At 40.0% G+C, this 23,158-nt stretch carries 25 protein-coding genes; 10 read left to right on the forward strand and 15 right to left on the reverse strand.

What is annotated here, in order from left to right; translation table 11 throughout:
- Positions 1 to 46 precede the first annotated feature (46 nt).
- Complete coding sequence (locus tag ACTJKC_RS12770; protein WP_440792395.1) at positions 47 to 463, reverse strand: DUF1801 domain-containing protein; 417 nt, start codon at positions 461 to 463, stop codon at positions 47 to 49.
- Between the two features lie 138 nt (positions 464 to 601).
- On the opposite strand from ACTJKC_RS12770, the gene ACTJKC_RS12775 reads away from it, so the two are divergent.
- The 5 genes from ACTJKC_RS12775 to ACTJKC_RS12795 all read left to right on the forward strand — a co-directional run bounded on the left by ACTJKC_RS12775 (position 602) and on the right by ACTJKC_RS12795 (position 4,941).
- Positions 602 to 1,717, forward strand: coding sequence for a Gfo/Idh/MocA family protein (locus tag ACTJKC_RS12775; RefSeq protein WP_440792397.1), 1,116 nt, complete (start codon positions 602 to 604; stop codon positions 1,715 to 1,717).
- 356 nt (positions 1,718 to 2,073) lie between these two features.
- A complete protein-coding gene (locus tag ACTJKC_RS12780) occupies positions 2,074 to 3,150 on the forward strand; it encodes a PAS domain-containing sensor histidine kinase (RefSeq protein WP_440792399.1) in 1,077 nt (358 codons plus the stop codon).
- 40 nt (positions 3,151 to 3,190) lie between these two features.
- Positions 3,191 to 3,841, forward strand: a complete 651-nt coding sequence (locus ACTJKC_RS12785) for a response regulator (protein WP_440792401.1) — start codon at positions 3,191 to 3,193, stop codon at positions 3,839 to 3,841.
- 124 nt (positions 3,842 to 3,965) lie between these two features.
- Positions 3,966 to 4,484, forward strand: coding sequence for an RNA polymerase sigma factor (locus tag ACTJKC_RS12790; RefSeq protein ID WP_344852757.1), 519 nt, complete (start codon positions 3,966 to 3,968; stop codon positions 4,482 to 4,484).
- Positions 4,485 to 4,566: 82 nt separating this feature from the next.
- Complete coding sequence (locus ACTJKC_RS12795; RefSeq protein WP_440792404.1) at positions 4,567 to 4,941, forward strand: response regulator; 375 nt, start codon at positions 4,567 to 4,569, stop codon at positions 4,939 to 4,941.
- Between the two features lie 143 nt (positions 4,942 to 5,084).
- Here ACTJKC_RS12795 and ACTJKC_RS12800 read toward each other — a convergent pair whose 3' ends face one another.
- Together ACTJKC_RS12800 and ACTJKC_RS12805 are read right to left on the reverse strand one after the other, a co-directional pair.
- Positions 5,085 to 5,579 (reverse strand): hypothetical protein, encoded by a 495-nt coding sequence (locus tag ACTJKC_RS12800; protein WP_440792406.1) that lies wholly within the window; start codon positions 5,577 to 5,579, stop codon positions 5,085 to 5,087.
- Positions 5,569 to 6,024, reverse strand: coding sequence for a hypothetical protein (locus ACTJKC_RS12805; RefSeq protein ID WP_344852761.1), 456 nt, complete (start codon positions 6,022 to 6,024; stop codon positions 5,569 to 5,571). The genes ACTJKC_RS12800 and ACTJKC_RS12805 overlap by 11 nt, the downstream gene beginning before the upstream one ends.
- Before the next feature lie 163 nt (positions 6,025 to 6,187).
- On the opposite strand from ACTJKC_RS12805, the gene xth reads away from it, so the two are divergent.
- Positions 6,188 to 6,964 carry an exodeoxyribonuclease III gene (gene xth / locus ACTJKC_RS12810; protein ID WP_440792408.1) on the forward strand — a complete coding sequence of 259 codons (777 nt, stop codon included), beginning with the start codon at positions 6,188 to 6,190 and terminating at the stop codon, positions 6,962 to 6,964.
- Here xth and ACTJKC_RS12815 read toward each other — a convergent pair whose 3' ends face one another.
- From ACTJKC_RS12815 to ACTJKC_RS12850, 8 genes are all read right to left on the reverse strand, one after another.
- Positions 6,965 to 7,375 carry a PAS domain-containing protein gene (locus tag ACTJKC_RS12815; protein ID WP_440792410.1) on the reverse strand — a complete coding sequence of 137 codons (411 nt, stop codon included), beginning with the start codon at positions 7,373 to 7,375 and terminating at the stop codon, positions 6,965 to 6,967.
- A gap of 126 nt (positions 7,376 to 7,501) precedes the next feature.
- Positions 7,502 to 8,191 (reverse strand): 2,3-diphosphoglycerate-dependent phosphoglycerate mutase, encoded by a 690-nt coding sequence (gpmA, locus tag ACTJKC_RS12820; protein WP_440792412.1) that lies wholly within the window; start codon positions 8,189 to 8,191, stop codon positions 7,502 to 7,504.
- Positions 8,192 to 8,760: 569 nt separating this feature from the next.
- Positions 8,761 to 9,021 (reverse strand): hypothetical protein, encoded by a 261-nt coding sequence (locus ACTJKC_RS12825; RefSeq protein ID WP_344852765.1) that lies wholly within the window; start codon positions 9,019 to 9,021, stop codon positions 8,761 to 8,763.
- On the reverse strand, positions 9,021 to 10,136 hold the full coding sequence (locus ACTJKC_RS12830) for a M42 family metallopeptidase (RefSeq protein WP_440792414.1): 1,116 nt from the start codon (positions 10,134 to 10,136) through the stop codon (positions 9,021 to 9,023). Before ACTJKC_RS12830 ends, ACTJKC_RS12825 begins: the two co-directional genes overlap by 1 nt.
- 56 nt (positions 10,137 to 10,192) lie before the next feature.
- Positions 10,193 to 10,606 carry a GNAT family N-acetyltransferase gene (locus ACTJKC_RS12835; protein ID WP_440792416.1) on the reverse strand — a complete coding sequence of 138 codons (414 nt, stop codon included), beginning with the start codon at positions 10,604 to 10,606 and terminating at the stop codon, positions 10,193 to 10,195.
- A gap of 2 nt (positions 10,607 to 10,608) precedes the next feature.
- Positions 10,609 to 11,211, reverse strand: coding sequence for a hypothetical protein (locus tag ACTJKC_RS12840; RefSeq protein ID WP_440792418.1), 603 nt, complete (start codon positions 11,209 to 11,211; stop codon positions 10,609 to 10,611).
- Positions 11,212 to 11,217: 6 nt separating this feature from the next.
- On the reverse strand, positions 11,218 to 12,387 hold the full coding sequence (locus ACTJKC_RS12845) for an MFS transporter (RefSeq protein WP_440792420.1): 1,170 nt from the start codon (positions 12,385 to 12,387) through the stop codon (positions 11,218 to 11,220).
- Between the two features lie 482 nt (positions 12,388 to 12,869).
- Complete coding sequence (locus tag ACTJKC_RS12850) at positions 12,870 to 14,411, reverse strand: acyl-CoA carboxylase subunit beta (protein WP_440792422.1); 1,542 nt, start codon at positions 14,409 to 14,411, stop codon at positions 12,870 to 12,872.
- A gap of 601 nt (positions 14,412 to 15,012) precedes the next feature.
- Here ACTJKC_RS12850 and ACTJKC_RS12855 point away from each other — a divergent pair.
- The 3 genes from ACTJKC_RS12855 (at position 15,013) to can (ending at position 17,739) form a co-directional block, all read left to right on the forward strand.
- Positions 15,013 to 15,315, forward strand: a complete 303-nt coding sequence (locus ACTJKC_RS12855) for a hypothetical protein (protein WP_293310014.1) — start codon at positions 15,013 to 15,015, stop codon at positions 15,313 to 15,315.
- 157 nt (positions 15,316 to 15,472) lie between these two features.
- Positions 15,473 to 17,080 (forward strand): SulP family inorganic anion transporter, encoded by a 1,608-nt coding sequence (locus tag ACTJKC_RS12860; protein ID WP_440792424.1) that lies wholly within the window; start codon positions 15,473 to 15,475, stop codon positions 17,078 to 17,080.
- Positions 17,081 to 17,082: 2 nt separating this feature from the next.
- Complete coding sequence (can, locus tag ACTJKC_RS12865; protein WP_440792426.1) at positions 17,083 to 17,739, forward strand: carbonate dehydratase; 657 nt, start codon at positions 17,083 to 17,085, stop codon at positions 17,737 to 17,739.
- A gap of 63 nt (positions 17,740 to 17,802) precedes the next feature.
- Here the strand turns inward: can and ACTJKC_RS12870 are convergent, their stop codons facing one another.
- The 3 genes from ACTJKC_RS12870 to pruA all read right to left on the reverse strand — a co-directional run bounded on the left by ACTJKC_RS12870 (position 17,803) and on the right by pruA (position 21,711).
- Complete coding sequence (locus ACTJKC_RS12870) at positions 17,803 to 18,063, reverse strand: hypothetical protein (RefSeq protein WP_344852774.1); 261 nt, start codon at positions 18,061 to 18,063, stop codon at positions 17,803 to 17,805.
- A 435-nt stretch (positions 18,064 to 18,498) separates the two neighbouring features.
- Complete coding sequence (locus ACTJKC_RS12875) at positions 18,499 to 20,007, reverse strand: sulfatase family protein (protein ID WP_440792429.1); 1,509 nt, start codon at positions 20,005 to 20,007, stop codon at positions 18,499 to 18,501.
- A 69-nt stretch (positions 20,008 to 20,076) separates the two neighbouring features.
- Positions 20,077 to 21,711 carry an L-glutamate gamma-semialdehyde dehydrogenase gene (gene pruA, locus ACTJKC_RS12880; RefSeq protein WP_440792431.1) on the reverse strand — a complete coding sequence of 545 codons (1,635 nt, stop codon included), beginning with the start codon at positions 21,709 to 21,711 and terminating at the stop codon, positions 20,077 to 20,079.
- A gap of 245 nt (positions 21,712 to 21,956) precedes the next feature.
- On the opposite strand from pruA, the gene ACTJKC_RS12885 reads away from it, so the two are divergent.
- The gene (locus ACTJKC_RS12885; RefSeq protein WP_440792433.1) at positions 21,957 to 22,088 is read left to right on the forward strand and encodes a hypothetical protein; all 132 of its coding nucleotides are present in this window, start codon (positions 21,957 to 21,959) and stop codon (positions 22,086 to 22,088) included.
- 454 nt (positions 22,089 to 22,542) lie between these two features.
- On the opposite strand, the gene ACTJKC_RS12890 is transcribed toward ACTJKC_RS12885, so the two are convergent.
- The gene (locus ACTJKC_RS12890) at positions 22,543 to 23,010 is read right to left on the reverse strand and encodes a hypothetical protein (protein WP_344852778.1); all 468 of its coding nucleotides are present in this window, start codon (positions 23,008 to 23,010) and stop codon (positions 22,543 to 22,545) included.
- Between the last annotated feature and the right edge of the window lie 148 nt (positions 23,011 to 23,158).

A 23,158-nucleotide genomic window follows, 5' to 3' on the forward strand; every position in this document is an offset into this window, starting at 1 on the left:
CGGCGGCTGAGCCTATTCCATCATCCATTTTATATCCTCCACATCCTTAAGGGTACATATCCTTAATCTGTGCTACAGAGTTACTCACCATTTCCTTTAATACCTCCACATTTATATCGCTCAATTTTTTTATATAAACACAGGCTTTGGCGCTTTTATGTTTTCCGAATCTTGATAACAGTTCTTCCCGGTTTTTAAATTCAGAAGATAAATATAGCGAGATGGCATCTTTACGTGGCGAAAAACCGGCCAAAGGTGCATCGCCTTCTCTGCCGCTTTCGTATTTATAATGATAGCTGCCAAAACCAACAATGGCATGTCCCCACATTTTCGCTTTAAATCCTGTGGTTTCAGCAATAATATCCAACAGACTAAAACAATCTTTCCGTTTGTTCCCGTCGGTTATGGTATTCAGAAAATCGGTTACGCTTAAATCGTTTTCAGTGGTTTTATTCTGTGCCATATTTTTTATGATGAAGATAAGATTTAATGCAAAATTGTTCAATATGTTCTGATCCTTCACTTTGTAATATTTTTAAGTGTTGGCGGCAGGCCTTTTATAAATTTCTAATTTGGCATACATCAATTTAAAAATAGCATTATGGCCATTAATAACAAGGTTAAATATTTTTTAAGTACCAGCAGTTTTATTATTTGCTTTTTAATCTTTTCTGCCACCGTTTATGCGCAGCAAAAATTAAATGTGGCCATTGCCGGTTTAAACCACGATCATGTGTATCTGATCATGAACAGCTACCAAAAAGCCGAAGTTAACATTATTGGCATTGCAGAAAGTAATCCTGAACTGGTTACCCGGTTTAAAACGCGTTATAAAATACCCGATAGCATATTTTATCATAACCTGAGCGATTTATTAAAGAAAAAGAAACCGGATGTGGTGCTCGCTTACAATGCCATTAGCGATCATTTAGCGGTGGTAGAGGCTGCGGCTCCGCTGGGTATATCAGTTATGGTAGAAAAACCTTTGGCCATATCGGTTAAGCAGGCAGAACGAATGGCAGCCCTGGCTAAACAATATAAAGTACATATACTAACCAATTACGAAACCACCTGGTATCCGAGTAATCAGGAAATTTATAAAAATGTAAAGGAAAGTAATAGCATAGGTGCCTTAAGAAAAATAATTGTACACGATGGGCACCAGGGACCAAAGGAAATTGGTGTGAGTAAAGAATTTTTAAGCTGGCTTACGGATCCCGACAAGAATGGGGCCGGTGCACTGGTCGATTTTGGTTGTTATGGTGCTAATTTAATGACCTGGCTTATGGAAGGCAAAGCACCAATTTCTGTTACCGCCATCATCCATCAAATTAAAAAAGAGGTGTACCCTAAAGTAGATGACGATGCAACCATTTTATTGGAGTACCCAAATGCTACAGGGATTATTGAAGCCTCATGGAACTGGCCCTTTAGTATTAAGGATATGGAAGTATTTGGCGAAACCGGATATATGCAGACCATTAATGAGAAAAACATAAGGGCGAGGCAAAATAATAAAGATGGTTATGAAATCTATCCGGCCAAAACTTTAGCGCCCACTTACGCCAATCATTTAAACTATTTATCTGCCATTTTAAAAGGAGAAATCAAGCCTGAAAATGACCTTTCCTCTTTGGAGAATAATTTAATTGTGGTGAGAATTTTAGAGGCCGCAAAGGTTTCGGCTAAAACAGGGAAGAAAGTGATTTTGAAATAGGCTGGCCGCAAAATAAAATAGCCACCTTAATGATGGCTATTGATAAAAGATTTGCATCTTTTTTATGGTGTGCCTGCCCTCCGCGGATCTCCCGCTCACAGGACTTTTTTGTCTTTCCTTTATGTTTAACAATTTAGGCAATAGTTGGTTTTGTTTTGCAAAATAATTTTACACATCATGTGGAAAATGTTAATATCTCCATAAATTTATCAAATCTGGTCAAAAAGGGTAGATTTCGCCGTAATTCTACCAGATTTTTTAAAGCAAAAACTTTTTTAAGTATTTGATGTTTGTGATTTGATTGCATCATAGGGTTTAGGTAGCCCTTCCTATCGAAAATTATCAAAGATAAAATCATGGTCGAATTAAATAATGAGCTTTTTTGTACACTAGGCGATTTGTCTGCGGATGGATATTTTATTTTTGAACCCCGGCAGCAAAAGTTTTTATACCTGAACAAGTCCTTTACCGACATTTGGGAATTAGAAGCCGATCAAATTTTTGATCATTCTCAAATACTTTTAGAAAAGGTACATCCTGAGGATTTGGCACACGTAATATCTTGTTACGAGGAGTGCCTGGAAGATGGGAAGGAAAAAAAATACGAATTCCGTTTGTTATTTGCAGGGAGGGAGAAATATGTGCGGATTATTGTTTTTGGCGTTCAGGATAAAACTGACAGGCGTTTAGTTGGTACAGTAGAAGATACCACGGTAGCACGGCATAACAAAATCCATATCGAACAGATCAATGCCCGTAAAAATATCACGCTGGAAGTACTGGCTCACGATTTAAAAGAGCCCCTGGGCATGATGAAATTAACAGCCTCATCAATGGAACGTAGCATTGCACAAACAGGCGATGAGCAGATGATGAATTCGCTCTCTTTTATAAAAGACATGTGCGAGCGTAATTTGCTCCTCGTAAGAAGCATGATTAACCGTGAGTTCTTAAAATCATCGGTGATAGAAATTGGTAAAGAAAGGGCCGATCTGGTATGGGAACTCAGGGATGTAGTCCGTTTTTACAAACGGTCTAAATTAGGTAAGGTCAAAAACATTAAGTTTACCAGTTCAGCAGAACAGATTTACCTGCATTTAGATAGCATGAAGTTTCTTCAGGTGATTAATAACTTAATTTCCAATGCACTTAAGTTTACCGATGATAATGGTTACATTGGCCTGCATGCCGAAGAATTGGAAAACACCGTGCTGATTACCGTAACCGACAATGGAATCGGAATCCCGGAAGAGTTACAACCCGGACTTTTTGACCACCTGCCGGAAACCTTAAGACCTGGTTTAAAGGGCGAAGAATCTGGCGGTTTCGGAATGGGCATTATCAAAGCAATTGTTGATTTACATCAAGGAAAAATCTGGTTTAAGAGTAAAACCGGTGTCGGAACTACCTTCTATATCGAGCTGCCTAAGTAGCCGTTTTTAATTTTAAAATACCGTAAGTTATATTTGGATTATGATTAACATTATTCTTGCGGACGATCACAATATCATCCGGACCTCACTAAAAGTACTGATAGAAAAACACGAAGGAATTAAAGTTGTAGCAGAAGTATCTGATGGTTTAGGTGTTTTAGAACTTCTCGAAAAAGGAATAAAAGCTGATATTGTTTTATCAGATATTGTAATGCCAAATCTTGACGGGATTGGTTTGATCAGCAAAATTAAAACAGGTGGATACGATACAAAAGTTGTAGTGCTCTCTATTTTAGATGACGAAAAATATGCTTCAAACGCCTTTATTTCAGGAGCTTTTGCTTACCTCTCAAAAGACATTGAAGAAGACGAATTGTTGTTTTGCCTGCAACATGTAATGAAGGGAAAACGCTATCTTTCTTCCAATTTATGCATTGCGATATTAGAACGTTTTAATACCGAATTGAATATGTTATCGCAAAAAACAAGCACCGAAATTAACTTTTCTGAACGCGAAATCAATGTGCTAACCCTCATAGCCGATGGCTTAACCAATCAGGAAATTGCTGATAAATTATACCTGAGCAGGCGTACCGTAGAGAGCCAAAGGGAAGCCTTAATCAATAAAACCGGTACAAAAAACTCCGCTTCGCTGGTTCGTTTTGCCATGCGGAATGGTTACGTTTCCTGATATTTTTTGCTGTTTTCAGGGCCTTTTTCTATGGTTTTAAATAAACCGTAAAAAATCGGGTATTTCTACAAATAACATTGGATGATGGTATGTTGTTGAATACATAGATCAACCCTAACTGAATATGGAAACATTAAATTTCAATTGCGACATTTACCAATATAAACAGCCGCTTTTCGACCGCGCTTTAGCCTATACCCGTGATGAAGATGATGCTGCAGATTTGGTGCAGGATACGTTTATGAAAGCGTTCAGGTTTTCGGCTAAATTTGAAATGGGCAGTAACGTTAGGGCCTGGCTTTTTACAATCTTAAAAAACACTTTCCTTAACCATTATTACAAAGTAAAGCGCAAAAATGAAATGATCCAGCAGGAAGATGACCTCACCTCTGTTCAACTGGTGCCAAGTGCCTCAGCCAACGGCGGATCGGCCAAATTCATGATGGAAGATATTCAGCGTTCTTTAAACCTTTTACCCGAAGATTGCCGCTTTTGTTTCTGCCGTTATTTTGAAGGGTACAAATACCACGAAATTGCTGCCGAACTCGATATTCCTCTGGGAACAGTTAAAACTAAAATACATGTTGCAAGGGGGCTGCTTAAAAAGATGCTTAAAAACTATAAAGATGGTTTAGCCGCGTAAAAACCGGTCACACAGATCAGGAATAAAATCAAGTATAAATACGGTACTCTGATTAAGTAAGTTAACTTAGCTTTGCTCTCTAATGAGCATACAGGTTAAGAAAATATTTATCGTAGATGATGATGAAAGCATCCATGATATTGTTAATTTAATTTTTGAGCAGGACTTAGTACAGGGTGTTGTAAAAGCCGATAATTTGGAACAGTCCGTACTGGCTTTTTCTCCGGATATCATTTTGATGGATATCCGCATGGGTGATGCCGATGGCCGCGAACTTTGTAACAGGCTAAAAGAAAATCCAAAAACAGCACATATACCTGTTCTCTTACTATCTGCCCTTAATATCGACCTCAACAATTTAGGCTGCATCCCGGATGATGTAATCGAAAAACCTTTTGATATTGCACACCTTATTGAAAAGGTGAACCATTTATTAGCACGCAGAAATGTGGGGTAATTATAAAAAAGGGACAGACTAATAGCCTATCCCTATATCTAAACTCAAACATGCGCTCAAACATGAATGAATCTTAACACTAAACATTTCAGTTTAGTATTGGTTTTAAAAAGGTAAGTTTTCTGGCATTATCAGCACAAATTTTACCTCATCTTTTGTTTTAGTTCTATTTTTAATTCTTTAAGCTGTTCCTGTGCCTGCCGGTTCTCCAGGTAAAAATAGATGGCACTGGCTAAAAATACCTTACCCAGCACAAAAACGGCAATAAATACCCATCTCCAGGCTTTATTTACGCGCATTTGGTTAGATTCTGATTCTACCTCTATATATTTTTCCTGCTTGCTTTCCTGATTGTTTTTATCATGCTTGTATTCAGGCTCAGGGGCTGTTTGTATGGTCTGGTTGCGGCGTTGGATTTCATTAATCTCGTGCTCAATTTTAGCCAATGTGCCGGCAGGTGGCTCAATGCTCATGCTTTGCGCAAGCACTTCCATGTCATATTCAAGCTGCTCTAAGGCATCTTTAAATGCAGGATACTCTTCCTTAAGCGATAAAACTTTCTGTACCTCCTCTTCGGTTGCAATCCCCATTACATAGGTTTCCATTAAACCGCTTTCGATGATTTTATTAATTTCCACTTGCCCTCCTCATTTTATCGATTGATAATTTTAACTGATTGCGGATTTCGTTTTCATCACTGTTCATTTTTGCTGCCAGATCGGAAATTGATTTTCCATGATAATATACCGAACAAAATATTTGCTGTTGTAAATCATCTAACAAATCTAACTTCCCCTGGTTTACAAACTGGTTAGCTTTTAACTGATGATCGTTTGCCGTAAACAAAGTTAATTTGCTTTGTGCATACTGGCGCAATTCCAGCCAGATATTTAACCGGCTTTTTTCCTGTAAAACAACATCCTTAACAAAGGAAGTAAGGATGGAAACCAGGTGATCTTCTGATTTTTGATGATCTTGCACAATGCCATTGATATAGCCAAGCAGCATGGGGGCATACTGATCATAAAACCAGCGGATGTCTTTTGGTTCGGCAGAAGGGATGTTTAAAACTGCTTTGAACATGGATGTTTGAACGGTTACGCTTAATGAGCCGCAAGATAATTCCAAATTTTGAATTATCTTAATAATTTGTTCAAAATATGGCTCATGATGGGCCGGATTGAATGGTTTTAAAATCAAAAACAACAATCTTCCTTTTTCGGCTTTTATTGCGGAGATTTATAAAATGAAAATAGCTACTTATAATGTAAACGGCGTGAATGGACGCTTACCTGTTTTATTACGCTGGCTGGAAGAAACCCAACCGGATGTGGTGTGTTTGCAGGAATTAAAGGCACCGCAGGAAAAATTCCCTGAGCAGGCCATTAAAGATGCAGGCTATAATGCCATCTGGCATGGTCAGAAAAGCTGGAACGGAGTGGCTATACTCGCCCGAAACTTAGAAATAACAGAATTAAAACGCGGTTTGGAAGGCGATCCGGAAGACCTTCAAAGCAGGTACATTCAGGCTTTGGTAAATGGAGTGGTAATTGGCTGTTTGTACCTCCCGAATGGAAATCCTGCACCAGGGCCCAAGTTCGATTATAAATTGCAGTGGTTTGAGCGTTTTGCAGCCCATACAGCAGATTTGCTGGCACAAAATTTACCTGTGGTTTTAGCAGGCGATTATAATGTGATTCCGACAGAGTTGGATGCCTATAAACCTGAAAGATGGGTTGAAGATGCCTTGTTCCGCCCGGAAACACGGGAGGCTTTTAAAAATTTACTTGCACAGGGATGGACAGATGCCATTAGAAAGCTATATCCTGAAGAAACTATATACACTTTTTGGGATTATTTCCGCAATGCCTATGGCAGAAACGCAGGTTTACGGATTGATCACTTTTTGCTCAGTCCTCAGGTAAGCGATCGCTTGAAATCGGCGGGAGTAGACAAGCAGGTTAGGGGATGGGAAAAAACAAGCGACCACGGACCTGTATGGATAGAGCTGAATGATTTGTAATTATGGCAGTGTTTTTTTTAAATCCGTAACATCTAAAGTTGTTCCGATTAATTTTAGCGATTCGCCATCCTGTTGAGATAATATTCCGTCGGCTTTGATCCAGCGGATTTCTCCATCCGGGCGGCGAATCCGGTATAGCACATCATAACTGTTTTTTTCTCTGGTCACCGTGTGCTCAATTTCATCCTGAACATGGTCCAGATCTTCAGCAAGGATTAAACCTAAAACGGTTTCATAACTTAAAACCCCATCTGGCGGGTAACCAAAGTTTTTTTTAAACGATTGGGTTGAGCGAAGTATGCCTGTGGCCACACTTAATTCCCAAAAACCCATACCAACATGGTCGAATACTACATCCCAATGATCATTACAGATAATTGAGAGATCGACGCTTCTTTTGTTTGATCTCATAATAAGGATATCTGACGTTGTTAAATTATAAAAACAATGTAGATATAATTTCGGGTATAAATAACAATAAACGTAATCCCTAAAGTTTTAGTGATTTAATCCTAATAAACGCAGTGCGAATTAGGCTTATTCGAGATAATAATGCCTTATTTTTTTTAGGTCATCATCCAGTTCGTAAACCAAGGGAACACCCGTTGGGATTTCGAGTGCGGTTACTTCTTCGTTTGATAAGTTATCGATGTATTTAATCAATGCCCTTAAACTATTGCCGTGGGCAGAAATAATTACTTTTTCATTCCTGCTTATTGCCGGCACTATACTTTCGTTCCAGTAAGGCAAAACCCTTGCAATGGTATCGCTTAAATTTTCGGTTAAAGGAAGTTCTTCGGGTTTTAAAAGTTGATAGCGAAGATCGTTGCCCGGATAACGTTCGTCGTCTTTGCTAATCTGTGGCGGTTCTTCATCAGGATCCCTTCTCCATTTATAAACCTGGTCTGTACCATATTTTTCGGCCGTTTCTGCTTTATTTAAGCCTTGCAAGGCGCCGTAAAAACGTTCGTTTAAATGCCAGCTTTTATGTTCAGGTATCCAAAGATGATCAAGATCTTCTAAAATAATATGGAGGGTTTTAATGGCTCTTTTTAGTAAAGAAGTAAAAGCAATATCAAAATTGTAATCGTGCTTTTTTAAAATTTCGCCGGCTTTTTTGGCTTCTAAATATCCGTTTTCTGATAAATCTACATCAGTCCAGCCTGTAAAACGGTTTTCGAGGTTCCAAACACTTTGTCCGTGGCGAATGAGCACAATCTTCTTCATAATTGATTAAACAAATAAAGTGTGAAATGTTCTGAAATGATTGTCGGGTAATTGTTAATAGGATCTTATAAAAAGAAAACAGGTTTTTACCATCCACTGCGTTCCAGTCGAGATGACGAATTTTATTTTTAAAAAAAGTCAGGTTTACTGGCCTATTGGCCGTCTTCGTTTCGTCCTTTCGAGCGCAGCGCAGCGTAGTCGAGAAATCTGTCTAGGTAGATCTCTCCATTGCGCTGCGCTCCAGTCGAGAAGACGAATTTTATTTTAAAAAAAGAAGTCAAGTTTGCTGGCGCCTTGGCCGTGCTCGTAATTTCGTCATTTCGAGCGCAGCGCAGTCGAGAACCACGTATGTGCTCGGCGAAGTTAAATCTATCTCGAGATAGATCTCTCCATTCCACTGCGTTCCAGTCGAGATAACGAATTTTATTTTAAAAAAAGAAGTCAAGTTTGCTGGCGCATTGGCCGTTCTCGTGATTTCGTCCTTTCGAGCGAAGCACAGCGTAGTCGAGAAATCTGTCAAGATAGATCTCTCCATTGCGCTGCGCTCCAGTCGAGAAGACGGTCTTTTATTAATCCTGTTTATTCGCTTTTTCGATCAGTTCTTTCTGATCGGTTAAATCTTTATAATAGAAATAGGCGGTAAAACCTAAAATCAGAATAATATTACTAATCTTGAAACTATGATCGAGCCAGTAATTTAATGGAGGTGTGTTGCCACTAAAACTTTGCTTAATACTAGGCCAGGAGTTTATTGTGAAAATAATAAAAACCATCAACAGAAACTTGAGTAAAGTTCTGATGATAATTTTTTGATAATTAACTTTTTCCATTATTTAAATTCCCTGAAATCCTGCCCGTCGGTAATGTTCAGCAAGCTTTCATAAATCAGGCTGATTACATTATCAACATCTTCTTTGTGCACCATTTCTACTGTAGTATGCATGTAGCGCAATGGTAAAGAAATTAATGCTGAAGGTACGCCGCCGTTTGAGTAGGCAAAAGCATCGGTATCCGTTCCGGTAGAACGTGATGAGGCCTGGCGCTGGAACGGAATGTTGTTTTTCTCAGCTGTTTTGATCAGTAATTTATTCAGGTTGGTTTGCACAGCCGGTGCGTAAGAAACCACTGGTCCTTTACCTGAAGCTAAATCGCCCTGAACATTTTTATTGATCATCGGGGTAGTGGTATCGTGCGTTACATCGGTAATGATAGCCACATTGGGTTTAATGCGTTGGGCAATCATTTCTGCACCGCGTAACCCGATTTCTTCCTGTACCGAGTTCACAATATACAATCCGAACGGAAGTTTTTTCTTGTTTTCTTTCAATAAACGGGCAACCTCGGCAATCATAAAACCACCAACACGGTTATCCAGTGCACGACCAACATAATAACGGTCGTTTAAAACCATAAATTCGTCTTCGTAGGTAATTACACAGCCTACATGGATACCCAGCTTTTCTACCTCTTCTTTTGAAGTGCAGCCACAATCTAAAAAGATGTTTTTTAACTCTGGTGCCTGTTCTTTTTCGCCATGACGGGTGTGGATAGCCGGCCAGCCGAATACCGCTTTAACCAATCCTTTTTCGGTGTGGATGTTAACCCGTTTTGAAGGGGCAATCTGATGATCTGAGCCACCGTTACGGATCACATAAATCAACCCGTCGCTGGTGATGTAGTTTACATACCACGAAATTTCATCTGCATGGGCTTCAATAACCACTTTGAAAGCAGCTTTTGGGTTAATTACACCAACAGCCGTACCATAATTATCGATAAAATGTTCGTCGATATAAGGTTTCAAATAGTTTAACCAAATTTTTTGTCCTTCCCATTCGTAACCGGTAGGGGCAGGGTTGTTAATGTATTCTTCAAGAAACTGTAACGATTTTTTGGTTACTACAGCTGTGTGTTTCTTTTTTTCGTCGTCTTTTTTCTTAGCCATTTTAATAGATATGTGATTTGAGTATTCAGATTTGAGACATCATACTCATTTTTAACTTAACTTGATAATTCTTTTTCCATTACCACAAAATCGTGCCCATCTTTGAAAAAGGTTCTATCGGTTTCGTGGAAGCCAAATTTATAATAAAATTCTTTAGCATTTACACGGGCATTGCACCATAGTTTTGTCGCTTTTTGAATTTTACAAAAATCAAGGATATAATCCATCAGCTGCGAACCTAAGCCGAGTTTTTGCGCTGAAGGCAGAATAGCCAGTTTCCTGAACTGGTACACATCACCCTCATGAAAGAGCGAAACTACACCGGTTAACCTATGATCGAGGTATAATCCAAAATGGATGCCATCAAAATCATCTTTCAGTTTTACAATGTCGAAAGGCTCGTCAGGGTACATCGTTTCGTGCCTGATCCGCCAGGTTAATGAAGGAAATATTTGTTCAATCTGAACCATAATTAAAGCAAAAAGCTAAAGCCTATTCTTCCGTCAACACCATAATAGGTTTCATATTTATTGATGCGCATGGTTGGGCCTAATGAAAGTTCGAAATTTGTTTTTTTACCGATACTACGCTGGATACCCCATTGCGGGGTAATTCCGATTTCAAAATTTACCAGATTGTATTGGTCCATATTACCTCCTTTTATCAAAGGTGAGAAATAGCTGGCCACATCAAGGCCAAAATAATTAGAGGAATTATTAATGGTTTTTTTCCCTTTTTTTACCCTGTTTTCGAAATTGTAATATTTCCTGATGCCGGCATAAACATTTGGCGAAAGATCAAAATAGGTTTTGGTGTCTCCTCCGTTAATGTAATTGTAATTGTATTCAATTAAAAAGGTTCCGGCTACACCTGCACCCACATACACAGTAGTTAATTTTCCGATTTTTTGTTCCCTTTCGTAATGAAGCGACAGGAGGTTCAGTCGTATTTTATTCAGCGATTTTACTTCGGTTGGCTGTTCTACCTTCGTACTGTCCTGCGCTTTGGCCTTACCCCAAATGGCCAGGCAAATAAACAGCATTGAAAATGTTTTGATTGCGTTTTTAGATTTCATAAAATTTTATTGGTTAGTTATTTGTTTTTTTCTTCCGTAAAACTGATAAATTAAAATATTGAGAACGATGATCGCCGTCATGCCGTAGCAAAACAATGCCCAGCCACCCTGATCCCAAAGCCACAAACCCAGTGCAGAGCCACAACTGGCACCGATAAAGCTTACCGACATAAAAATAGTATTCAGCCGGTTTCTTGCTTCGGGTATTAACGTATAAATGCGGGTTTGGTTGGTTACATGGATGGCCTGCTGACCGATATCGATTAATACAATGCCGATTACAAACAGGAATAGATGGTCGCCTGTAAAATAGAATAAAGCGATACTAACGATCTGCAGGATAAAGCCGATCATCAGGTTTTTCCTTGGATTGTTGCCATCGCTCAGTTTCCCAACCAGTGGTGCGGCAAGTGCACCTGCAGCGCCTGCTATGCCAAATAATCCGATTTGTAAAGTTTGAAAATTAAATGGCGGATTGGCGAGGAATAGCACCATGGTGGTCCAGAATGCACTGATGATGGCAAAGGCCAAAAAGTTAATGATTGATGTTTCCCTTAATGCAGGCTGGGTTTTGATGTAGCTGAACATCGAGCGCATCAGTTCTTTGTAGGTGCCCTTAAATGCAGGGTAACTTTGCGGAAAACGTTTAGCCATCAGGAAAATTAGTAATCCGCAGATTGCGGCAGCAATATAATAAACCGCCCTCCAGCCCAGCCAGAAGCCAATGCTTCCGCTTACTGCACGCGAGGCTAAAATACCAACCAGTAAACCGCTCATAATCATGCCAATATTTGCCCCACGGTTTTCATCGGTGCTTAAATTGGCTGCCAAAGGCAAAATTAATTGAGGTACGATGGAACAGGTTCCGATCAGGATGGAAGCTACTTCCAATATGAAAAAGGTATGTGAGAGAGCTGCCACCAGCAAGGCAAAAATAGCCAGACCGGTTATAATGAGGATTTGCTTTTTACGCTCAAACATATCACCGAGTGGCACTAAAAGAAAAAGTCCTAAAGCGTAACCAATTTGCGTGAGGTAGGTAATTTTTCCTGCATCGGTTTCTGTAAGATTAAAATCTTTAGCAATTAAGATTACCAATGGCTGGCAGTAGTAAATATTTGCAACAATGAGGCCTGTGCAAAAAGCCATGAGCAAGATGTCTGCTTTTTTTAACATGTAGGATGATGTAAAATGTAATTAGAAATGTAAGATGTAAGTATGTAAAACGGATGATGGTGTTAATATGTAAGATGTGTAATGTAAAATGGATGAGGGTGTTAATATGTAAGATGTGTAATGTAAAATGGATGAGGGTGGAATTAGTCCATTTACCATCTTACTTTATCCATCTTCCGTTAAGTGTAACATAAATATGTAAAATGGGTGATGGGAAATTAGTCCATTATCCATCTTACCTCATCCATCTTCCATGACGTATAATGTAAATATGTAAAATGGGTAATGGAAAATTAGTCCATTATCCATCTTATCTCATCCATCTTCCATGACGTATAATGTAAATATGTAAAATGGGTGATGGAAAATTAGTCCATTATCCATCTTATCTCATCCATCTTCCATGATGTATAATGTAAATATGTAAAATGGGTGAAGGGAAATTAGTCCATTATCCATCTTACCTCATCCATCTTCCCTCATTACAAAGGTATATTTCCATGTTTCTTTCGGGGGTTATTTACCACCTTATTTTCTAACATCCTGAAAGCTTTTATCAACTTTATACGGGTTTGGGCAGGTTCGATTACTTCATCAACAAAGCCGCGTTCTGCTGCACGGTAAGGATTAGCAAAGATATCAGAATAGAGTTTTTCTTTCTCCAGCCATTTTTCTTCGGGGTTTTCTGCTGAGGTAATTTCTCTTTTAAAAATGATTTCTGCCGCACCCTTGGCACCCATTACCGCAATTTCGGCACTTGGCCAGGCATAGTTCATATCTGCACCAATGTGTTTACTGTTCATCACATCGTAGGCGCCACCATAGGCTTTTCGGGTAATCACAGTAATGCGTGGCACTGTTGCTTCGCTAAAGGCATATAATAATTTTGCCCCGTTGGTAATAATGCCGTTCCACTCCTGATCAGTACCGGGCAAAAAGCCGGGAACATCTTCAAATACGAGTAAAGGAATGTTAAAACAATCGCAAAAGCGGACAAAACGGGCGGCTTTATTCGAAGAATTGCTATCTAAAACACCTGCCAGATAAGCGGGCTGATTGGCTACAATGCCAATACTTCTGCCTGCTAAACGGGCAAAGCCTACCACAATATTTTCTGCAAAAGCAGCATGTACTTCTAAAAAGCTATCGGTATCTGTCACCGTGCTAATTACTTCGCGGATATCGTAAGGTTGTGAAGCGTTTTCGGGCATAAAAGTATTCAGCTCCGGACGGCTTTCGTCGGCAGCTTCGTAAGGTAAATGACCGGCAATTTCCTCACAGTTCTGAGGCATATAGCTCAGTAATTTTTTTACATGGTTAATGGCATCGATTTCGTTGGCGCAGGCAAAATGGGTGACACCCGATTTTGTAGCATGTGTGCTGGCACCGCCCAATTCTTCTGAAGTTACTTCTTCGTGTGTTACCGTTTTTACCACATTAGGGCCGGTAACAAACATGTAAGAGGTATTTTCTACCATCAGGATAAAATCGGTAATGGCGGGAGAATATACCGCTCCACCGGCACATGGACCCATAATGGCTGATAGTTGAGGAATAACACCTGATGCCTGAACGTTTTTGTAAAAGATATCGGCGTAACCACCTAAAGAAACCACACCTTCCTGAATACGTGCACCACCACTATCGTTTAAGCCGATTAGCGGTGCACCATTTTTCATGGCCATATCCATTAATTTGCAGATTTTTTCGGCATGGGTTTCGGATAAGGAGCCACCAAATACGGTAAAATCCTGAGAGAAAACATAGGTTAAGCGCCCGTTAATGGTTCCGTAACCGGTTACCACACCATCACCTAGGTATTTTTCACGTTCCATGCCGAAATCGGTGCTGCGGTGGGTAACCAACATGCCGATTTCTTCGAAACTGCCTTCGTCCATTAAAAAATGGATGCGCTCGCGGGCAGTAAGTTTACCTTTTTTATGCTGACTATCAATACGGGCCTGACCGCCGCCAAGGTTGGCCTGGTTGATTTTATCTTTAAGTAATGCTATTTTTTTATCCATTGCTGAAGCTATGAGATTTTAAAATTAAAAATTACTGGCGGTAATGCAAGGCTAATGGAATAAGAAAATAGTTAGGAGTGAATGATTTTGTTTTGGAAACAAACGGTTTTTTAACGGGCGTTGAATGGTTTATCGTTTAAAACGATAAAATTGTTTAGCTATTCGAGCACTCGTTAGAAACGAGCGCAAGCGCTGTTTAGGATGAGGGGTTTGAATAATGCGATGGCGCCACTGCCTTTGTTAATAAACCCGATAGGAGCGAACACGAAGTGCAACGGAGTAAAGCGATAGCGGGACTGAAGCCGCCATAAAAACCGAACCCTTCATTTCCAAAAAAAATAACCACCTTCGCTATCTAAGAATAACTAAAGAACATTTTAATGTTTTAAAAATCTTTGAGGTTTGAATGAGGCGAAAACAAACCAATAACCTTTTTTTTGCATCGTACCTGCCTGCTTTTTACTTAAATTACATTTTTTTTACAGCCTAAAGCATTGAAAAACCAATTATCCGTTTATTTTTGTAAACGTTAGTATTAAAACGACATTAGAATCAGCAAATGTTTTTAAGGAAGTACAAGTATATAATCGTAACCGCATTCATGTTCATCTTCATGGCGAAGATGGGTATTTCTGGTGCACCGGTTTTTTGTACAAGTATCGACAAGGAAATCATGAACGCCGTAATCATGCAGATTGAGTTAGAGCATGACGGCGGGAAGGATACCGCCAAAGACACCGCAAAGTTTACTGATTTTAAACTTGTAGAACTCAATCATCCTATCTTTTCTTACGAGTTCTCTTCTAGTCACTTCATTTTGAAGAGCAGTTTTATCGAGCACTTCAAAAGATATGTAGATCCATATCATCCTACGGTGCCCACACCGCCGCCTAACTTTATCTAGTTCTTGTTATTGGGGTAAATTATTTGTACCTGATTTTTTAATGGAGTATTGCCATGTTAATAAAATTTTACGTGGTTTTGTTCTGCTATGCTCAGTATGCCATTAATATTTCCCCCCGCGATTTATTCGTTAAAATTTACCAGATAATTATATCGTTATGCAAAAGTTTAACCCGGCCTTTTCAGGTTCGGATGTGAAAAAATATATTCTTAAAAAGAATTTAAAGAAAGATTTACCTGCAAGTATTGTAGTGTTTTTAGTGGCATTGCCATTGTGTTTGGGTATTGCACTGGCCTCGGGTGCACCATTGTTTGCGGGTTTAATAACCGGCATTATAGGCGGAATAGTGGTTGCTTCTTTTAGTGGCTCGCAGCTGAGTGTAAGTGGCCCCGCGGCAGGTTTAACCGTTATTGTGCTGGGTGCCATTACCTCTTTGGGCAACTATCCAACCTTTTTACTTGCTGTGGTACTGGCCGGGGTTTTCCAGTTGATTTTGGGCCTGGTTAAAGCCGGAACCATTGGTAATTACTTTCCATCAAGCGTAATTGAAGGGATGCTTGCAGCCATCGGACTGATTTTAATTTTAAAACAGTTACCGCATGCATTGGGTGTTGATACCGATTTTACAGGTGATGAAGGATTCTTTCAACAAGATCACGAAAATACTTTTTCTGCGATTACAGCAGCGCTAAGCCATTTTAGTTTGGCAGCGGTGGTTATCAGCTTATTATCGATTGCCATTTTGATTATCTGGCCTAAATTTCCGAAACTGGCCGTGGTACCTGCACCTTTGCTGGTGGTAACTTTGGGTGTTTTAGGAACGCTGTTGTTTGCTGGTACCGATCATCCGCTACGTGCTGACCAGATGGTTAAGATTCCGGTGGTAAGCGGTTTTGGCGAATTTCTGGGCTTATTTACCCTGCCTGATTTTTCACAACTGGCCAATAAAAATGTTTACATTGTAGCTTTAACCATTGCTATTGTGGCCAGTTTAGAAACTTTGCTGAGTATTGAGGCGGTGGATAAAATTGATCCGATTAAACGTGTAACACCTACAAACAGGGAATTAATTGCACAGGGTATAGGTAACATTACCAGCGGAATGGTTGGCGGTTTGCCTATGACATCGGTAATTGTGCGGAGTTCGGCCAACGTAAATGCGGGTGGCAGAACCAAAATGTCGGCCATTTTTCATGGTACCTGGCTGTTGTTATCGCTGTTGTTTATTCCGGGTTTGATCAATATGATCCCGCTATCCTGTTTAGCCGCAATTTTATTGGTAACTGGTTATAAATTAACCCGCATTGGTTTGTTTAAACACATGTACCACAAAGGCTGGGATCAGTTTGTTCCTTTTGTAATTACCGTTGTGGCGGTTTTATTTACCGATTTGTTAAAAGGTGTAGCTGTTGGTATGCTGGTTTCGGTTTTCTATTTGTTGAGGACGAATATGCGCAACCCCTTCTTTTACAGGATCTCGAACGAAGGGGATAAAAAGAACATCAGGATTAAACTGGCAGAAGAGGTTTCCTTTTTAAATAAAGCAGCGATACAGGTAGTTTTAACAAATATCCCCAAAGAAACCAATGTAATCATTGATGGTTCTAATGCCAGGTACATCGATCCGGATGTATTGGAAACCATTTACAATTACAAACATAATGCTTATACAAAGGGCATTATCGTAACTTTAGAAAACATACAGAAACATTATTCTGTACCGAAATTGAATATAAAAGTAGAAGAAGACATTAATAAAATATAATTATGTGCGCAAAAACAATAGATACGAAAGATATAACCTACGAGAGCTTATTACAGGGTAATAAAGACTGGGTTAAAGATACGATAGACAGTGATCCTGCCTTTTTTGATAAACTTTCAGAAGGGCAGAGTCCGCCGGTATTATGGATTGGCTGTTCTGACAGCCGAGTGCCGGCCAACCAGATTACGAATACCAGGCCAGGCGATATTTTCGTACACAGAAACATTGCCAATGTGGTGGTGCATACGGATATGAACTTACTTTCGGTACTCGATTATTCGATTAATGTGTTAAAAGTAAAACATGTTATTGTTTGCGGCCATTATGGTTGCGGTGGTGTTAAAGCTGCTTTGGGCAATAAACAAGTTGGAATTATCGACAACTGGTTGAGAAATATCCGGGATGTGTACCGTACGCACGAACGTGAGATGGCTACCATTAAAGATCCGGAGCAACGTTTTGACCGCCTGGTAGAATTAAATGCGATTGAGGGCGCTGCGAATGTAACCAATACTTCGATTGTACAAAGTGCATGGGCCAACGGACAGGAATTAGCCGTGCATGCCTGGGTTTATAGCTTAAAAACAGGAATCATCAAAGATTTAAAAGTAACCTGTACTTGCCTTGATGATGTTGCCCCTGCGTTTAAGGTAGGATAAAACACCCCACAGGTGTTATTTTTTAGTTGTTAGGAGAAGCTCCCGATTTTACATCGGGGGCTTTTATTTTTCGGTGCTGTTCGGCATATTGCCTGCATGGCCTTTATTGCCTTTTTCGGCATCTTCCCTGGCTTCTTCAGAGCCAAAATCGCCTCTTCCAAAATTCCTGCCCAGGTTACCGGCATCGCTTTCTACGGTGTTTTTCTTTTCGCTATCGTTGCTGCGGTGGCGCGGAACCAGCTGATCGGGCATGTTGGTTTTATCTGCTGAATTATCAGCATTTTTATCGCCTAAATTCTCGTTGTTATCTTTTGTACTTTCCATAATTTCAGGTATTAACTATTTATATAGAACAGCACAGTTGCAGATTGGTTTTGGTTTATTTGGCAGCAATCTGCGGATTTTTATCCCGGATTACCAATCGTAGTCCATTATATTCTCTTCATCATGGAGAAAGTGTTATTTCGGGTTTACACCAGCTGGCTTATGCTTGTGGTTTTAAAAACCTTTTTCACTTTAATAATTTTTTAAACAGGCTAAAGGGTTACGCCGAAAGAGTATAAGAGGATGTTGGTGGTGGATTAGTGCTTCTGGCTATACTGTCATTCAGAGATTCCTTTAGAGGGGTCGTCATTGCGAGGAGGCTTTTTCAGCCGACGAAGCAATCTTACAATGATCGCTACTGGCGTGAGCTTTAAGATTGCTTCGTCGTTCCTCCTCGCAATGACGACCTTTTTAATGGAACCTGGCAATAATGATCTACCTCGTCCTTGCTTCTTCTGCGCTCAGCAAAGCTTCCAGTTCTTTTATTTTTTCGGGATATTTTGATGCGAGGTTATTCTTTTCGCCAACATCATCGCTTAAATTATACAATTGGGCAGCTGGCAGGTTGCCGCTATCCGTATGGGTTAGTTTATAATAAGCTTCTCCTTTTGATGGCCTGATGTATTTCCAGTGATCTTTAACGATGGCCAGCTGGCCGCTCTGTTCGATAAAAAAATCACGTCCCTTCTGGTCTTTTCCAATAAAAGCATTCCATTGGTTTTTGCTATCAATCGCATTTTTACTTTCTAAGTTGAAAAAACCGGCAAAGGATGCCAGAAAATCAATCTGCGATACCAGGGCATCAGAAACGCCGGGTTTTATTTTTGCCGGCCACGAGATGATAAAAGGTTCGCGGGTGCCGCCTTCTAAAATGCTGTATTTCCCGCCACGTAAGGGGCCAGCGGGGCTATGTCCGTTTAATTTTTCAGCACCCTGATCTTCATATCCATCCATAATTACCGGACCATTGTCGCTACTGAAAATAATCATGGTGTTTTTGTCCAGGCCTAAGTATTTCAGTTGTTTGGTGATTTCGCCAACCGCCCAATCGAGTTGTAAAATTACATCACCGCGGTAACCGAGTTCACTTTTGCCTTTAAACATGGTAGCTGGTAAACGTGGTACATGTGGTTCGGTTAAGGCATAGTAGAGAAAAAATGGCTGTTCCTTATGGTCTTCAATAAAATTTTTGGCTTTGGTTAAAAAAGTAAAAGGGAGTTCCTCATCGGTCCAGCGGGCCAGTTTTCCTCCTTGCATGTAACCAATCCGGCCAATGCCGTTTACAATCGTCATGTTATGTCCGTGATTTACTTCCGCAGGCATTTTTAACAATTCCGGATGATCTTTTCCTGTTGGATCGGTGCCAATCGGGTTTTTGTAGTCAACCGTAATCGGATCTTTCGCATCTAAACCCACCACCAGTTGATTTTCCATAAAAACAGTTGGCACACGATCGGCAGTGGCCGGAAAAATGAACGAATAATCGAATCCTACTTCTTTGGGGCCGGGTTTTACTTCCTTATTCCAGTCTTTTTCTACGGCAGTACCTAAACCTAAATGCCATTTACCCACAAGACCGGTTTTATAGCCCGCCTGCTGGAAAATGGATGGGAGCGAAGTGTTATCGGTTGGGACAATCAATGCCGCATCGCCAGGTAAAACGCCGGTTCCTTTTTTGCGCCAGGCATATCGTCCGGTCATTAACGAATAACGCGAAGGGGTACAGGTAGCAGCCGTGGCATGGCCATTGGTAAACCTTAATCCGTTTTTGGCCAGCGCATCAATATTAGGGGTTTTTATTTTTGTTGCGCCATAACAGCTCAGATCGCCATAACCTAAATCATCAGCATAGATGATGATGACATTGGGTTTCTTTTGTGCGGATGCGTAAAAATTAAAGCTTGCTAAAAAAGCTAATAAGGAAAGTAAAAATTTGTGGTTCATGGTTAGAAAGGGTATTCGGTCAGGCATAAAAAAGGCCAGACAATAATTGCCTGGCCTGATGAGTAAATATTAATCTTCTGCTAAGAAAGGGTAACGGTAATCAGTCGGCGATTCGAAAACCTCTTTAATGGTACGTGGAGAAACCCAGCGTAATAAATTGATCATCGATCCGGCTTTATCATTAGTACCCGAACCTCTTGCACCACCAAATGGTTGCTGGCCTACAACGGCACCGGTACATTTATCGTTGATGTAAAAGTTACCAGCCGAATTACGTAGGGCATGACTCGCTTTTTCAATCGCATACCTGTCCTGAGCAATTAAGGCACCGGTTAAGGCATAAGGCGAAGTAGTATCAATTAACTCCAGCACCTGATCGAAATCCTGATCGGCATAAACATAAACGGTTAAAACCGGACCGAATAATTCTTCGCTCATGGTGGTATATTTCGGATCATCAACCACTAAAATGGTTGGTTCGATGAAATAACCTTTAGATTTATCGTAGTTACCACCGGCAATAATTTCTACACCCTGGTCCTGTTTAGCCTGATCGATGTATTTAGCCAGTTTATCAAAAGAACGTTCATCAATAACTGCGTTGATAAAATTGCTGAAATCTTCCGTTCCGCCCATTTTAAAAGTGGCAAGATCAGCTAACATTTGTTCTTTAATTTCAGGCCAAAGGCTTTCTGCAATGTACACACGGCTGGCCGCAGAACATTTTTGTCCCTGGTATTCGAAAGCACCACGTGCGATAGCGGTACTGGCTGCTTTTGTTTGTGCTGAGGGGTGAACAAGGATAAAATCTTTTCCTCCGGTTTCGCCCACAATACGTGGATATGATTTGTATTTGTGGATGTTTGTTCCGATTGTTTTCCAGATTTCCTGAAATACTTTGGTTGAACCTGTAAAGTGGATACCTGCAAAATCAGGGTGGTTAAAAATAACCTCGCCGGTTTCAGGACCATCGGCATATACCAGATTGATCACACCATCAGGTACACCAGCTTCGCGGAAAATCTCCATTAAAAGGTTGGCAGCATAAACCTGTGTATCGGCTGGTTTCCAAACTACAACATTACCCATCATGGCTGCAGATGCCGGTAAATTAGCCGCAATTGCAGTAAAGTTGAAAGGGGTAAGGGCGAAAACAAAACCTTCTAAAGGGCGTTGCTCTACACGGTTCCAGCTTCCGCGGGGAGAAACAGGAGGTTGTTGTTTGTAAATATCAACCATATAGCTTACGTTAAAACGTAAGAAATCGATCAGCTCGCAGGCAGCATCAATTTCGGCCTGGTAAGCATTTTTACTTTGACCCAACATGGTCGCAGCGTTTAATTTATAGCGGTATTTACCTGCAATCAGATCGGCAGCTTTTAAGAAAATGGCCGCACGGTGTTCCCAGGCCAGGTTTTCCCAGTCTTGTTTTGCCGCCAAAGCTGCATCAATCGCTTGTGAAATATGTGTTTTATCGCCAATGCTGAACTGGGCTAAAATATGTTGGTGGTCGTGTGGAGGAACAACTTTACCTTTTTTGGCAGTATGAACCTGTTTTCCGCCGATATACATCGGAATATCCTGTTGCTGTGCGCGGGCTTCGGCAAGTGCTTCTTTTAAAAGTGCACGTTCTTTACTGCCCGGGCCATAATTTAATATAGGTTCGTTTACCGGAGTGGGTACGTTAAAAAATCCTTTAAGCATATTTTATTTTTTATGATTTGAGCAAAGATAAGGCTTTTTGAGCTAGGCAATTCTATAATTCTGTAAAGAAAACAGGGCAAACGTTTGTTTGTGGAAAGGGAATTATTGAACAGATAATTTTAAAGCAGTTGTGGTTAAAATCCGGCTAATCTGAATGGTGGTATGAATCTGTTATTCCTTATATTTACTTACTTTAAAAAAGTAAATTAACAGATCTTATCAACCGTTTTTTAAAAATTACTACAATGGAAAAAAAGACATTATCTATCATCTGGAGTATTGTTTTAACTGTTCTTCTCTTTGGTGAAATAGCTGAATCTTTAGGCCGCAGCATCGCAAGAGATTTTAATCTTCAGAAGATAGAAGTAAAGAAATAACGGCGTGGTTTGAAATTTCTTCACTGCGGTAGCGATGATGATAATCAAAAAATAGTAGAATAATGCCTGATCAGGGGATATGAAAAGATAATTTATAGCGGTTGAGGTAAATAGTGTGGGTGGTGAGTATAAAAGACTCAAATTTGAGACTAATAGTCTCGCGGTTGAGGTAAATAGTGTGAGCGGTGAGTATAAAAGACTCAAATTTGAGACTAATAGTCTCGCGGTTGAGGTAAATAGTGTGGGTGGTGAGTATAAAAGACTCAAATTTGAGACTAATAGTCTCGTGGTTGAGGTAAATAGTGTCAATTACGGGTATAAGATACTCAAATGATGAGGATGGAGGTATGGATAGGAAGAAGCGGATGGTGTTTTCTCTGTTTTAACATTAATCATTATCATATAAAGGCACTTAGAAGGGTAAAACCTGTTCTAAGTGCCTTTTAGTTCATACTTAAATTGATTTAGACCCTTTTCTTGCAAATCTTTGGCTTAAATCTTCATAAATTGGCTTAGAAGCAGGTACTCCTTTAGCGTAAGCTTCTTTAACCTGTCCATAATAAAGCAATGCCGATGATATTGCATCGCTTCCGGCGAGCACCACGGTGTCATCAAGATCGGAAGCAAGTTGTTCTGCCAAACTGCTTAAAGGACTAAGTTGTGCGGCAAGTTGCTCATCTTTTAAAAACTCGGCCTTATCCATGTAAGCAGGAACAAATTCCGGATTTGTTTCGATATACGACTTCACCTTTTTTACAGTTGCTATGGTTTTATCGCCCATTTTAAACAACGATTTTTTTTCGTCATCGCTAAGGGCACGTAAATAAGGGGCCAGGGCAGCTTTGCTTTCCTGCAAGGCTTTCAGGGCTTTTGCAATTACCGCTGCGGGTATTTCCAGTGAAATTTGATTAGATGTACTCATATGTTTATTATTAAATGTTTCATCTTTAATACGGTTACTGTGGGATGATTTGCCTAAAGCCAGGGATTGCTTTAGATTTAATAATCGGGATGAGCTGAAATGTAATATTAATTATATTCCGATAGCTAATTTAAGAGATTTTTTAATA

Origin of the sequence: Pedobacter sp. 22226 (genome assembly GCF_052045455.1) — a bacterium.
In the GTDB taxonomy this organism is placed as follows: domain Bacteria; phylum Bacteroidota; class Bacteroidia; order Sphingobacteriales; family Sphingobacteriaceae; genus Pedobacter; species Pedobacter jeongneungensis.